Genomic DNA, 14,838 nt, shown 5'->3' with positions numbered 1-14,838 from the left:
CTAAAATTAGCTTTATCATTAGTGTGTTAGCCTATTTTTTAAGTATAGAGCTATAAGCATACTGCTGAAAAAATAACCAAAAATATAAGAACAAATGAAAGGTATTGAAATGAAAATATTAATGGCGGCGGCAGAGAATGACGCTTTACCGCGCGGAAAAGTTGGTGGTATTGGTGACGTAGTTCGAGATATTCCACTCGCTTTAGCCAAAATAGGTCAAGAGGTTGATGTGGTCATGCCAGGTTATGGTAGCTTTTCTAAGCTTGCCGGAGCCCAACATGTGACGGCATTAGAGGTTATGTTTGGTGGGCAAGCGCAAAGCGTTGATATTTTCAAAATTTCATTAACACCATCGCCAACGACTTCGTCAGCAAAAAAAGTGACGCAATGGGTGATTGAACATCCTTTGTTTGCCATTGGTGGCATAGGTGAAATTTACTGTGATGACCCCAGTAATCGACCTTTTGCGTCTGACGCCAGCAAGTTTGCCTTATTTAGCGCAGCGGTGGCTAAAGCGGTTATCAGTGATGTTTTTGGTAAAATTGATGTAATACACTTACACGACTGGCATACCGCTATGGTGTCAGTATTGCGCGCATACGATCCTCAATATCAAGCCTTAAAAGCCATTAAAACTGTTTACACCATTCACAATATAGCACTGCAAGGTATTAGACCCCTTGATGGCGATGAATCATCATTAAAGGCTTGGTTTCCTGACTTAGCTTTCGATGAAAACCAAATCAAAGATCCTAGATACCACAACTGTTATAACCCGATGCGTTCTGGCATTAACCTGTCAGATAAAGTCCATGCAGTGTCACCCACTTACGCCAAAGAAATATTATTACCCAGCAATGACCAACAGGGATATTATGGCGGTGAAGGTTTAGAAAATGACTTGCGCCATGCCGCTGCTACAGGACGCTTGCACGGTATATTGAATGGTTGCGAATATCCAGATAAAGTCAATGTTCGCCTTAACTTAACAGATTTAGTGACGCTTTGTGAACAGGAAGTTATGAAGTGGCTAGCCGATAAGCCTTTAGTTGATAACGCACATTTAATCGCGATAACGCGCTTAAAACAACTGGCCGCGAAAAAGCATAAAAAATTGCCTTTAGTGTTAACGTCAGTTGGACGCATTACCGATCAAAAGGTACGGCTTTTTCAACAAGCCATGGCCAATGGCGAAACCGCGTTAGAGCAGTTATTAACACACTTGTCTGATCAGGGTGTTTTTATCTTATTAGGCAGTGGCGATAATAAGCTAGAAGCGTTTTTAGCCCAGGTAGCCTCGAAGCATAGTAATTTTATTTTCTTAAAAGGCTACTCAGAAGCGTTATCGATCAGTATGTATAATTCTGGCGATTTATTCTTAATGCCAAGCTCATTTGAACCTTGTGGTATCAGTCAAATGTTGGCAATGCGAGCTGGGCAACCCTGTTTAGCGCACAGCGTAGGTGGCTTGAGTGACACAATAACTGATAATAAAAACGGTTTTACCTTCAATGGCGATAATCCGCTACAACAAGCTGAAAATATGCTCAGCCGTTTTCAGTCGGCATTAGCAATAAAACAAAAAAGCCCAAAAAGTTGGACTAAAATCTCAACTAATGCTTTTAAATCAAGGTACTTGTGGAGTGATGTTGCACACGACTACCTTAAACATTTATACCGTAATTAAGCCTGTTATTGCGCCTTAATCTGCTTTCTTTGCTTAGCGCTGAAACGCTATAGTGAAGGGGTTATATACATAACCACTTCACTAAGTGCTTTCAGTGGCAATAGTTTAAAGCACCTCATGTCAGCTAAAATTTTTTAAGGGTTTTAGTTTTAGCGACGAGTTATGGGTTAAGAAGGGCATTCAGCTGATATTTAATAAATTTCATCGATAAATTCGCTACTTAGGCTATTTTTCGCGTAGTATTTTAGTTAAGTCGACACACTTAACTTCTGAGCTTAATTCAGACTCATGAACGAGAAATAATATGCTAAAAAAATGTTCCCAATTACTTTTTTCACTCCTGATCAGCTTTGTTTGCTCGTTTACACTTTTAGCCAATAGTGCCGAGCAGATTTGGCCTGGTAGTGAATATGATAACTCAATACCAACTTTTGCCGACGTTTTAGGTTATGACGTTGGCGAAAAAATCACTCATTACGGTGATATGCTGCGCTACTTTGAAGCGCTCGAACGTGCAGCGCCCAAGCAAATTAAATTATTTGAATACGGCCGTACATGGGAAGGCCGTAAGCTTATATATGTCGCTATTGGTAAAAGTGATGTTATTGATAATTTAGATGATTTTGCCAATAAAATGCAAAAGCTTTCTGATCCACGCATCACCGATAAAGAGGCGGCGAAACAGTTAATTGCTAAACTGCCTGCTTCAGTATGGTTAGGCTATGGCGTTCATGGCAATGAAATTAGTAGCACAGATGCGGCGATGATGACCGCTTATCATTTATTAGCCGCGCCCAATGAAGCGACTAATCGTAAAATTTTAAAAAACACCATCGTTTTTATTGATCCTTTACAAAATCCAGACGGGCGCAGCCGATTTACCAGTCGCTATTACGCCACCGTGGGCATGCAACACAGTGCAGACAGACTAAGCGCCGAGCATAACGAACCTTGGCCAAGTGGCCGTTCAAACCATTATCTATTTGACATGAATAGAGATTGGTTAGCGATAACACAACCTGAAACCGCAGGCCGTATTCGTGTGATGAATCATTATCGGCCATTAGTGGTGATTGATTTACATGAAATGGGCGGAGACAGCAGTTATTACTTTTCACCCGCCGCACAGCCTTTTAACCCGCACATGACGCAAACTCAAATTGATAACATGACCGCTATTGGTAAAAACCATGGCAAACATTTTGACCGTCTTGGTTTTGATTATTTTACCCGTGAAGTCTTTGACGCTTTTTACCCTGGTTATGGTGATAGTTGGCCAACATTTTATGGTGCGTCTGCGTCAACCTATGAGGTTTCTTCTGCAAGAGGTGAGATCTTTAAAAAGAAAACCGGTGAAACGTTAACCTATAAAGATACCGTTCAACGACATTTTGTTGCTTCAATTTCTACAGCGGAAGGCGTTGCTGACCGTCACGATAAATTACTTAATGACTATTACAATTATCAAACCAGTGCGATTGCAGCAGGTAAAAAAAATAAAAAAGAACGGGTCTATATTTTACCTAACCGAAGAAATGTCGCAGGAGGTCATCGCCTTGCAACACTGATGGCGCAGCACGGCGTTGAAGTAAAACAAGCCGACAAGGCCTTTAAACAATGTGGTAAAAGCTATCAAGCCGGTGCTTATTTTATTGATACAGCTCAGCCTAAAGGTCGTTTTGTTACCACCACCTTTACCAAGCAAGTTGATATGGCACCGGCATTTGTTAAAGAGCAAGAGCGTCGACGCGCAAGAAAATTAGCCGATGAAATCTATGATGTTACGGGTTGGTCATTGCCGTTAATGTTCGATGTTGATGTTGACGCCTGTTCAAAAGCCGTGAAAGTAGCAAGCCATAGGGTTAAAAGTGATGACCCACTTATCGGCAAAGTGATTAATCCTGACGCTAGCGTTGCCTATTTGGTGTCTTGGGGTGATATGGCCGCCGGTCGATTTTTAACCGCAGCACTGCAGCAAAACATTATTGTTAAAAGTGCGGATAAAGCTTTTACCTTAGCTGAAAAAACATACAATGCCGGTACCTTGATCATCGAAAAGCGAACTAATGACGATGACTTAGCGACGAAAGTGATGAAAATAGCCAAAGCTTCAGGCGCGCAAGTTCAAGGGGTTAATTCAAGTTGGGTTACTCAAGGCCCCAGTTTTGGTAGTAGCAATACCGTTACCATGACAGCACCCAATATTGCTATGGCATGGGACGAACCTGTGAGTTCGCTAAGTGCAGGTAATACTCGCTTCGTTATTGAACGTCAGTTTAATTACCCCGTGACGGCAATACGGACCAACACGCTTAAAAGTGCCAATCTATCTAATTACCAAGTGCTTATTTTACCCTCGGGTGACTATAAAGAGTTGCTGGGCATCAGTGGCGCTGAAAATATCAAGCAATGGGTAAAACGTGGTGGCGTATTGATCACACTGGGTAGTGCAACGCAATTTGCTGCAGAGCATGATATAGCCTTGTTAGATGTCAAAAGAGAACGCGCGTTTAAAGACAATAAAGACGATAAATCAAACGCAGCTAAAGAGGTTAAAGAAGTTGAAGGCGAGTCTATGGTTGACGGGCAGTTATTTACCACTAAAAAGGCGCTAGTGTCAGCCAGTGAAAATCCAAAAGAAAAACCTGACTTTGTTGCCGGCGTTTTGGCTAATATTGAAGTTGATCAAGAACATTGGCTAACGGCTGGGGTACATAACAAGCTGACCGCTATTGCCTATGGCAGCGATATCTATGCGCCGATAAAACTAGCGTCAGGTAAAAACCTTGCTTGGTTTACTGATGCAGAAAATGTTTTAGCAAGTGGTTATTTATGGGCAGAAAATAAAAAGCAATTGGCTTATAAACCTTACCTTATTCATCAACCTATGGAACAAGGCATGGTGATCGCTTTTACCCAAGACCCCACCACTAGAGCCTATTTAGATGGGCTAAATATTATGCTAATGAATACTATTTTCAGAGCCGCAGCCCACGCTAGGCCATTGAGATAACAGCTAAGCTAATGGGTTTTATAGCGAGTGCAGCTATACAACCCATATATTTGCCCCTTAGCGAGGTTAAGTAGGGCTTATAAAAATATCAACAGCCTGTATTCAAGTACATTTTATTAAAGCGACGAAAGTCGCTTTTTTTTACCCTGAGTTTTTCGTTATATTACCTGCTATACACTTGAGTCAGTCACTCAGTTTCAAGTTATAAATATTTGTTTAAAACTTGAAACTGCCGGCCTTTATTCTGCAGCATAATTGTTAATCAGTAATTAATTACTGATTAACTTTAAACGATTACGCTATGTAAACAACGCCTAGTGTAGAAGCTAAATAAAGATCGAAACAAAAATTCCATGCAAGCCTATTCATACCGGTGAGCAAAATGGGCTTTGGTGAATAAAGATAGAAAAAAATTTGGTAGTAGTTTTATTGATTAAAAAAGCACCAAAAACACTCTAGATAAAGTTGAAACCTGACTTATTGGTAAGCTAAGGGGGAAGTTAGTAATTTGTTAACCCTAACGTTGCTTCAAGCTCACTATAGTCGTTCATATTCAATTTTTAAAAGTTACCTAAGAATTCATTTTCTGGGGTGAACTGAACTTAATAAATAGTCCGCTTCGTCACCAAAGTTCAAATTAAGTTTTATCAATGGTTTTTAAAATAGAAGCTCATTCCTAAGGAGCTATCTGATCCATAGTCAGTTAGGCGTTAGTGCCCAAAATAATGTAGTCTCTAAGGTAGCTGTAAACTACTTCTAAATTCAATTATTTTATATTCCCACTTTATAGATAGTTGTATTAGGGTTACCATTTTTCAGACCAAGGTCTTAAATCAATTTCATGCGTCCATGCTGTCCGTGCTTGTTTATGAAGATTGAGATAGTTTTTAGCTATTTCCATCGGGGCTAACAGTGCATCATTTTCAAGCATCTGGTCAACATTAGGTAAATTTTCACGAATAAACGTTGAGTTAATAGGACCGTCAATAATACTATGGATAACATGAATGTTACTTGGTCCAAGCTCCCTAGCCATAGATTGCGCCAGTGCTCGCAGCGCAAATTTAGCGCCAGAGAAAGCAGAAAAACCCTCGCTGCCTCGCATACTGGCGGTAGCTCCTGTAAATATAATTGTGCCGCGCTTACGTAACAACATGCGTTTTGACACTTCTCTGCCCGTTAAGAAGCCAGCAAAACAAGCCATTTCCCAAACCTTACGGTAAACTTGACTGGTGGTTTCAGTAATGGAAAAACGTACATTAGCACCAATATTGAATACAACGACTTCAATAGGCCCAATTTCACTTTCTATTTTTTCTATCATCTCAACCATTTGAGTTTCATCTCTGGCGTCAACACCAAAAGGATAGGCTTCACCTCCTTGATTAATTATTTCGTCAGCTAAGGAATGCAGTTTGTCGATATGCCTAGGTCGTCTTACAATACATGCCTTGAAGCCATCAGCGGCAAAGGTTTTTGCTATTGCGGCCCCTGTATCATCTCCGGCACCCACCACCAAACAAACAGCTTTTTTGGAATTATTTTTCATCTTGTGTTTGCCTTTTTATCTCTTGTTCTACTTGGCTCAGGCGTTCTTTACCAAAGAAGATTTGCTTACCGACAAATATAGTTGGGATACCAAAAGCACCTCGTGCCACCGCACTTTTAGTATTAGCGACTAATAAAGCTTTTGTATCTTTACTATTTGCTCTTAAAGTAAGATCTGCAAAATCGTAGCCTGATTGTATGAGTATTTTGGCGGCCACTTCAGGATCATTCATGTTAGCTGACTTCTCCCAAATGTGATGCAGAGCAGTATCAATAAATTTCTTTAGCTCTGCTGTACCTTTAAGGCTTTCTGCTGCCGCACAGCGCATTAAAAATAGGGTGTTGATAGGAAAATGTTGATTAAAAACAAAGTCGGTTAGATTATGCTCTTGAATAAAACGTTGGATTTCCAATCGCTCGTAAGCGATTTTATTTTTAACACCAGCAAAAGCTTCAAAAGGGGCTTTGTTACCGGTTTCTTTAAAGATGCCTCCTAATAAGCAGGGAACATAGTTAAAGCTTGCACCCGTATTTAACTCTATATTGGAGAGCATTTTATGTACGAAATACGCGTTAGGACTAGCTAGGTCAAAAATAAAATCTATTTGCATTTTTTCATCCTCATTTCTCTTTGTCATCATTGACTATTTAGAACTCGGTTAATATTTTGTGGTGCAGTTATTACTTAATCAAAAATTCAACTTTATTTGCCACTCCGTCCCATTTATCTGCATCTGAAGGTGCTGACTTTTGTTCTGAAATAACGGGCCATGTCTGGCTTAATTCTGTATTTATTTCAATAAAATGTTTTTGGTTATCCGGTAAATCATCATCACTGTATATCGCACCCACAGGGCATTCAGGTTCACACATTGCACAATCAATACACTCATCAGGGTTAATGACCAAAAAATTTTCACCTTCATGAAAACAATCAACAGGGCAAACTGAAACACAATCGGTATGTTTACAATTAATACAATTGTCAGTTACATAAAATGCCATATTATTTCCTTTTTTTATTCCGTGAATTACTTTTCAACAAACGAACGTTCAATAACATAATCTGAGACATCACCTGTGTGTGCTGATGCTTTAAACCCTAAGTTATCAAGTATTTTGCATGTATCTTTGAGCATACTAGGGCTGCCACAAATCATGGCACGATCAGTTTCTGAATTTAACGGCTCTAGACCTACATCACTACAGAGCTTACCGTTAGTGATAAGATCAGTTAAACGTCCTTGGTTTTTAAATGATTCTCGTGTAACTGTAGGATAATAAATCAGTTTTTCTTTAACCATGTCACCAATATATTCATCTTCAGTTAGCTCTGTAAGCAGGTAATCATAATAAGCAAGTTCACTGACATAACGAACTCCATGAACGAGAATTATTTTGTCAAAACGCTCAAAGGTTTCAAAGTCTCTAATAATGCTCATAAAAGGGGCTAATCCAGTGCCGGTTGCAAATAAATATAAATTTTTTGCCGGTGTTAGATCATGTATCACCAAAGTGCCAACAGGTTTCATACTGAGCAGAACTGAATCATTTTTTTGTAAATGCTGTAGTCGAGAGGTTAAAGGTCCGTTAGGTACTTTAATGCTTAAAAACTCTAAGTGTTCCGCATAATTAGCACTTGCTATACTGTAGGCTCTCATTAAAGGTTTACCTTCAACTTCTAATCCGAGCATGACAAAGTGACCATTATGAAATTTTAAACCTTCCGGCCTTGTTGTTTTAAAACTAAATAACGTGTCATTCCAGTGTGTTACTTCAAGTACTTCTTGCTTATAAAAAGCCATCGTAATTCCCTATATTAAGCTATTGATAATTTTTCTATTTTTGCAGGCACATATTTATGCCAAGGCGTACCAGCAAAAAAATCTTTTCGGTCTGATGATGTCAGTTCATTTGGGGCTATGCCTATATGAACTTTCTTTCCTTGGGAATTCTTATAATCAAGTCCTAGTCCGTTTGGTAAACTAATAAAGCCAGGTCGTTGTTGTTCAGTAACAAATGCATGGGTTTGTCCTGAGCCTGTTTGAGTGCTTATTTTTACTTGATCACCAGATTCAATTTTTAATTTATCGGCATCTACAGGATGAATATATAAGCTAGATGATTTATTTTTTTTGTCCCAAGAAGCGTCACGAATAATTGTATTTGTCGTTTCACCTCGTCGTTGTCCTGCGGTCAAAATTAATGGGAACTCTTTTGGGCAAGCCAACAAACTCGTGTCTAAATTACAAACTTGTGGGAATAGTTCGGGTAGATGCAATTGAATCTGTTTATCCGCTCTAGACATTCGCTTCCACGTATCACTGTAGTCAGTGCCAGAGTCGGAAAAAATAAAGCCTGATGGACTATTTAATAGGGTTTCAAACATTTTTTCACCTGCTTGCCATAGCGAACCTGTAAAGCCAGCATTGTTAGCATAAGTTCGATTTTTACGGACAAATTGGTGACACAAAGCCCAAAAAGGAGCCGCGGATGCAGACTTTCCTTGATTTAACGTTTGCCCTAAAGAACGATATAACAAAGAAGGTAATACTTTCATCAACTCCGGTTTAAATTTAAGTAATGCGGTGAATGCAAGCGCAAAGCTTCGTCGACCTAACTTTGCTGCCGTTCTCAAAATAGCCACATGAAGAGGTTTTAAAGCACCAAGTTCTTCAATTAGGAGGGTATGAATTTCAGCTTCAATCTTAGTACCTGCCAGCTTGTCAACAATAGGGTGACGTAACTGAAAAGTGTTTTTAGGAAAGTCGACTTGGAAAAATACACATTCATGTTTTTCATAGGCGCTTGCTGCAGGTAAAACATAGTCAGCAATGTTAGCTGTTTCTGTCATGGCAACATCGATTACTACAGAAAATTCCAATGCTTGCATTGCTTCGCGCATTCGAGCGCTGTCAGCATAAGAATGAACAGGGTTTGAACTTTCAATTATTGCCGCTCTAAATCGGTCAGGATGGTCGGTTAATATTTCATCTGCTATTTCGTTACAAGGCAATAAACCTACAATGACTTTTGAGCCAAGGACAGGGCTTACTTTCTTATTGATGTTTTTCTTGGTGCTTTTTGCTGAAACATCTCCCTTACTTGCATCGGTTACTGATAATAAAGATACACCGATATTAGCCGTTCCTTTTTTGGCAAAATTGCCAGTAATAACAAATAAAATGCGCTGTAAGTAGCTTACCAGTGTCGAATTAATATTTTGCTGCGTACCAAGATCTTCAAATATTGATACTGATTTCGCCTGAGCTAATCGTCGAGTAGCTCGAGTCACTAAATCAAGATCTAATTGAGAAATTTTACAATACTCTGCAATATCCAACTGAGCAAAGTAAGCGTGAATTTGATCAAAGCCTTCAGTATGATCTGATAGGAAAGTTTTGTCTTCAAGTTCTTCTTGGATCACAATAGCAATCATTGCTGATAATGCCCAAGCATCAGTACCAGGCTGTAGTTGTAAATGATAATCGGAAATTTTGGCTGTATCGGTAACACAAGGGTCTAAAACGATCATTGCCCGCTTGGGGTCTCTTGATATATCTTTTAGTATCGTGCGAGTCTTTGGGAAACCGTGCGTTTGCCATGGATTTTTACCTAGAAACACACTGACTTCAGCATGTTCAAAATCGCCATGAGGGCCACCACCAAACATTTTACCGCTAACCCAGAATTCGCCTGTTTTTTCTTGTGCTAAAGCGTTTGTGCGGTAGCGCACGCCCAAAGCTTTTTGTAAGCCATCACTATAAAGCCCACCTAGGTGATTGCCTTGACCACCACCGCCAATGAACAAAATTTTATCACCACCGTGACTATTTTTGACTTTATTTAAACCTGCCGCGACTTCTTTAATTGCCGTTTCCCAAGATACAGCCTCGTAGCTACCATCGCTTTTACGTCGCATGGGAGTATCAATCCTGTCTTGTCCCATTTGATAATAATTTAAACGAGCCGCTTTGTTGCAGAGATAACCTTGAGATGATGGATTGTCTCGATCACCTTTAATCTTTAAAAGTTCTCTACCTGATTCACCACCAGTTTGAATGTCTAGACCACAATTGACACTGCAAAGAATACACGATGATTTTTTAAACTCTACATTTTGTTTCTCTTGTGACATTTTTGCCTCCGGTTAACTACAAGTACATTCGGTTCTAAAATAGAACCTTACTTATTCTATGGTTGCAAAATGGAACTTGTCAAGTATAATTTGGCGATAATACTTTATGATGATAAAAGGCTGCTATTAATGAGATGGGATCAAGTCAATACTCAAACTTGCTCTATTGCCCGTTCTTTATCTATATTTGGTGACTCATGGACACTGTTAGTTATTCGGCAAATTTTCATGAGAATTCGCCGGTTTTCGGATATACAACAATCTCTTGGGATAACTAAACACCGACTATCCGATAGGTTAAATAGACTGGTAGAAGAAGAAATAATTTATAAACATTTGTATGATGAAAAATACAATAGGTTTGAATATAAACTGACAGAGCGAGGGCTTGAGCTTTACCCCATATTAATTAGTATTACTATGTGGGGAGATAAGTGGACGGCTGATGCTGATGGACCACCCGTCGAATATGTTCACAAAAACTGCGGTGAAAATGCCAAACCGAAACTATCCTGTAGTCATTGTGATGAACAAATTAATGCGACTAATACAACAATGCGTTTAGGTCCTGGTATAGAAAAAAAATTAATGCGTGGCGAAGTGAAAGAAACCGATATCAATTTATATAGTCGTGCTTTTCAAAACTTCAATGGATAGTCTGTGGGCTTTGTAATGCCAAATAATGCTAGAACATTTGTATTAAAAATAATTCAAGCAGGCAAGAATACAATCGTTATCGCTATCTTTATTTCGGCAATGGGGCATGTAATGCATACTTACCTTCAATTGAGCAATATGCCTTACTTGCAAGCACTTGGTTTTTCCTCGATGTTGCTTCCATGTTTATGTATGTGGCACTTGGCTCTAAAATAAGCCCTTTTCTCTCAAGATCTCGTAGTATGAATTTCGTTAATCGTACCGTGGGGAGTGTATTTATTCTTGGAGGAGCTTTAGCGCTATCTTAGGGTGCCAACAATAATACCTAATATCAATAAATACAAAAATTTGGCTGGCTATTTTTCTTTAAAGTCGCTGCGACCTCAATGGTGCCTAAGCGGACTATTTATTGTGATAAATATTAGTCAGCTGACCTAAGAAACAACCGATAGCTAGCTGCCGCTTAACCCATAAAATTGTAAGCTTCCACATTTAGTTGATTTTTCCTATTGGGTGTTTCCATTTTTATTTAGATAACTCCAACTTTACTCAGCTTCTACACCTAGCTTCATATATTGCTTTGTGCCTTTGTTTTCAACGGTGAAAAAGTACGGCGGTGTAATTGCCAACAGAGCAGATAAATCAAACTATAAAGCACCATTCCTCCAGTAAGTACGCCATTCCAGCTTCCATACTGCCAGCAGGCAATTAAGTAAAAACCACCTAGGCTACCGCCAACATAATAGTGTACAAGGTATAACGCAGTGGCAGTGGCTTTCGCTGCACTCGCTTTTTGACTTACCCATGCATAAGCAAGTGAGTGGGTGAAAAAAGCGCCAGAACTAATAAGCAATAAACCCATAAGCATTGCGGGTAATGAGTCATAAGCTGCAACCCACATGCCTATCGCACTGATTGTTGTTCCTAATACTATGCCACTAATCGGGCTATAATTTTGGCTCCAACGGCCACTTAACTTTGCGGTAATTGTACCGGTGAGATAACACAAAAAAATCATCGAGGTTAAGCTAATTGACAGCGAATAGGGTGGTGCGACAAGACGAAATCCCATTACCGTGTAAAGGTTAACAAACAATGAGAAATTTAGTCCACCAATCATCATAGCCAACCACAATTTACGCTCTTTCAAGTGACCAATAACATGACGACTATGAACGCGAAACTGCCCCTTTGTGGGGATGAAATTTTGCTGCTCGGGTAACAGTCTGTTAACGAGTAACGCACCGAATAAACTGAAAATAGCCATACCTATTACCGCGAGTTCCCATCCCCAATATTCAGTGATAAAACCACCATATAAACGCCCAAAAATTCCCCCTAATGAATTAGCACTAATATAGCCACCGATCGCAAGTATTAAGGCTGTTGGGGTAAATTCTTCAGCCATATATGCCACAGCAACGGCTATAAAACCAGCAAGAGAGATGCCCATCACCGCGCGTGTTAACGTTAACGTTAGCAATGAATCGGCTAGCAACATGGCTATACCCGTAAATGGTAATAAAAAAAGACTCAGTATCATGACCTTACGATGGCCAATCATTTCTGAACCGATAGCCCATGGCACAAGAGTAAGCGCTAACGTTAACGTACATGCCGCGAGTAACCAGTTAATTTCAATGGCACTGGCGCTAAAGGTTTCAGCCATCAAGGGCAACATAGGTTGGAACATGTACAAGTTGCAAAATACGAGGAAAGACCCTAAGGCTAACGCGAAGCTTGCTCGGCGGTAAGCGGGTGTTTTTATTTCAATCATGGTGATGAGACTCAGACAGTGACATTTAATAACGATCACTATTAAAAAAAATAATTAAACAGTAGCAATATTGTAAAGATAATAAGTGTGTATTGATAACGATAACTTTTATAACCAAGCTTATCGTTATCAAAATTAACAACAGCCAAAGTTAATTGCAAATTATCGAGCCCTCTTCAGGATTAGCACATTAGTCAAGTCGGGTGCTTGATAATTACCGCTAGAGAACGCCTGGTTAGATTTATGATGCATTAAAGGTGATTTTTTCCTAGTATTCGCTGCAGCTTTCTTTGCGGTGAAAGCCAACTGAGTCGCAAAAATTTTGAACACCGAAGTGATGGGTGAGAAGATGAAATGCTGACTTTAAGTCCAGTGTTTTTTATTGATGTTTGCGCTTACGACAACTACGGCTGCATATTTATGGTCATTATATAGGCACTGAATAGTGACCAAAAATGTGCAGCAGTACATAATATTTCGATGGAGTTGAGCGAATAATATACTTGTGCTGATGTTATCGTTGGTATGAATTTTTAGGATGTATTACTTACCTTAACAATGCCATGAGCTCAATAAAAATAAATAACGGCTATAATGTTAAGTTTTCTCTAACTGCTTATCGGCTAATACTTGCTGCAACTGATTATTGGCTTCTTCCGTGAAAAGTAAGGAGGTTGACACTTCTTTAATATATTCATCATCAATAGCGCTATGCGCCAGTCTTAGCTCAAGTTGGCTAATGATTTTTGCTTCATAAACATAACAGGCTAGGGGCATTTTATGGTGCAATGTGGGTAATAATGCTGCGCGTTTAACTTTTGCTTGTAAGGCTAATGCGTCTAATATTGAATCAGGAAAATTCCAATGTTTAGCAATAAAATAAGTCAGTTTCTTTGATTCTTTAGCCATTAAATTTTTAAATAAGGTAGAGTTTGGCTGACAATCTGGATGAACAATAGCAAACGCATCAGTGAGTAACTGATAAATGACGAGGTCGCCTAAATTACAAATTAAACCGATAAAGTAAGCTTGAGCTGCACTGTCTTTTATGGACGATTTAGCCACCAGTGCTTTTGCTGTTATGCCGGTAGATAAGCTATGTTGCCATATTTTCTGACCATATTGTCTAAAGTAAATAGTTGAATTTGGTACTAGCTTATTAACAAAGCCGTTAATAACGCCTTCTGATAAACCGTTGGCACCTAACAGCAAAAAAGCAGATTTAAGATCCGTGATCTCTTTATTGTTACGATTATAATAAACCGAATTAGCTAGCTCGATAACCTTTGCGGCAATGGCAGGCTCTTGCTGAATTAATTGGATTAAAGCTTCAGTATCAAAGTCTTGGTTATTTATCTGCTGAATAATTTTTGTTAAAGATAAGGGTAATATAGGTAATACATCTAAAATCAATTTTGGATTTTTCAATAAACCTTGTATTTTTGATGATATAAGTTGCGATAGTTCATGGTCATTTGGTGACTCTACCTGGTTAGATTCGCCTAATAGGTAGTCATAAAAATTTTGTTGATATTCATCTTCAAATGAGTAAAGCATCAGTCCATCGTGGTTTGTATTATTGTTTATATTACGATTTTTATTAGCCTGCTGATTTTCAACTTCTTTTTCTGAATCAACACCTTGTCTGCTTTCTTCGAAAAAATATACATTGGGGGTACTACTTTCAGTTTTTTGAAATAATTGACTTAATAGTTTGTTGAACATAGCTATAAAAAACACTTAAAGGGTTAAAAGGATGTCAGTATTGAAAAAGGCCACTAAGTTAACATCCAAGTTTTTACCGAGCTTTTTTCTTATTATTGTAATTTTATTTTGTTTGATAATAACTTAATTTTGTAGACAAAATTAGTTTTATTTACGCTTTAATAAACAAATGTTTGAGCCAGATAAATATAAAATTTAGCCTGAGTTGATGCGGTAATTAATGAGTGAATTAACCAGTGAATTAAGCGCTTAAAAATCAGCCACTATAGCGATTAAAATATCAACTGGAAACT

Annotated in this window: 10 protein-coding genes; 3 read left to right on the top strand and 7 right to left on the bottom strand. The window is 38.8% G+C overall.

The genetic code is table 11. From position 1 onward, the window contains the following. Positions 1-109 precede the first annotated feature (109 nt). Both H4J65_RS01155 and H4J65_RS01150 read left to right on the top strand, forming a co-directional pair. Complete coding sequence (locus tag H4J65_RS01155) at positions 110-1,687, top strand: glycogen synthase (protein WP_182194438.1); 1,578 nt, start codon at positions 110-112, stop codon at positions 1,685-1,687. Between the two features lie 304 nt (positions 1,688-1,991). Then, a complete protein-coding gene (locus H4J65_RS01150; RefSeq protein ID WP_182194434.1) occupies positions 1,992-4,700 on the top strand; it encodes a M14 metallopeptidase family protein in 2,709 nt (902 codons plus the stop codon). Positions 4,701-5,505: 805 nt separating this feature from the next. Here the strand turns inward: H4J65_RS01150 and H4J65_RS01145 are convergent. The 5 genes from H4J65_RS01145 to H4J65_RS01125 all read right to left on the bottom strand — a co-directional run bounded on the left by H4J65_RS01145 (position 5,506) and on the right by H4J65_RS01125 (position 10,386). Continuing rightward, entirely contained in the window at positions 5,506-6,249 is a 744-nt protein-coding gene (locus H4J65_RS01145; protein WP_182184721.1) for an SDR family oxidoreductase, read from the bottom strand. After that, positions 6,239-6,859, bottom strand: coding sequence for a 2-hydroxychromene-2-carboxylate isomerase (locus tag H4J65_RS01140; RefSeq protein WP_220465058.1), 621 nt, complete (start codon positions 6,857-6,859; stop codon positions 6,239-6,241). The genes H4J65_RS01145 and H4J65_RS01140 overlap by 11 nt, the downstream gene beginning before the upstream one ends. A 70-nt stretch (positions 6,860-6,929) precedes the next feature. Further along, positions 6,930-7,253 (bottom strand): ferredoxin FdxA, encoded by a 324-nt coding sequence (fdxA, locus tag H4J65_RS01135; RefSeq protein WP_182184723.1) that lies wholly within the window; start codon positions 7,251-7,253, stop codon positions 6,930-6,932. 26 nt (positions 7,254-7,279) lie between these two features. Then, complete coding sequence (locus tag H4J65_RS01130) at positions 7,280-8,053, bottom strand: ferredoxin--NADP reductase (protein WP_182194425.1); 774 nt, start codon at positions 8,051-8,053, stop codon at positions 7,280-7,282. A gap of 14 nt (positions 8,054-8,067) precedes the next feature. Next, entirely contained in the window at positions 8,068-10,386 is a 2,319-nt protein-coding gene (locus H4J65_RS01125) for a molybdopterin-dependent oxidoreductase (RefSeq protein WP_182194422.1), read from the bottom strand. Between the two features lie 129 nt (positions 10,387-10,515). Here H4J65_RS01125 and H4J65_RS01120 point away from each other — a divergent pair, with 129 nt between their 5' ends. Continuing rightward, the gene (locus H4J65_RS01120; RefSeq protein ID WP_182194418.1) at positions 10,516-11,043 is read left to right on the top strand and encodes a helix-turn-helix domain-containing protein; all 528 of its coding nucleotides are present in this window, start codon (positions 10,516-10,518) and stop codon (positions 11,041-11,043) included. A gap of 568 nt (positions 11,044-11,611) precedes the next feature. Here H4J65_RS01120 and H4J65_RS01115 read toward each other — a convergent pair. Both H4J65_RS01115 and H4J65_RS01110 read right to left on the bottom strand, forming a co-directional pair. Next, positions 11,612-12,820, bottom strand: a complete 1,209-nt coding sequence (locus tag H4J65_RS01115; protein ID WP_182194415.1) for an MFS transporter — start codon at positions 12,818-12,820, stop codon at positions 11,612-11,614. Positions 12,821-13,417: 597 nt separating this feature from the next. Then, a complete protein-coding gene (locus H4J65_RS01110) occupies positions 13,418-14,545 on the bottom strand; it encodes an HDOD domain-containing protein (RefSeq protein WP_182194412.1) in 1,128 nt (375 codons plus the stop codon). Positions 14,546-14,838: the final 293 nt, after the last annotated feature.

Origin of the sequence: Colwellia sp. MB02u-9, assembly GCF_014077085.1 — a bacterium.
Taxonomy (GTDB): domain Bacteria; phylum Pseudomonadota; class Gammaproteobacteria; order Enterobacterales; family Alteromonadaceae; genus Cognaticolwellia.
This window is presented reverse-complemented; position numbering and strand designations above follow the sequence as displayed.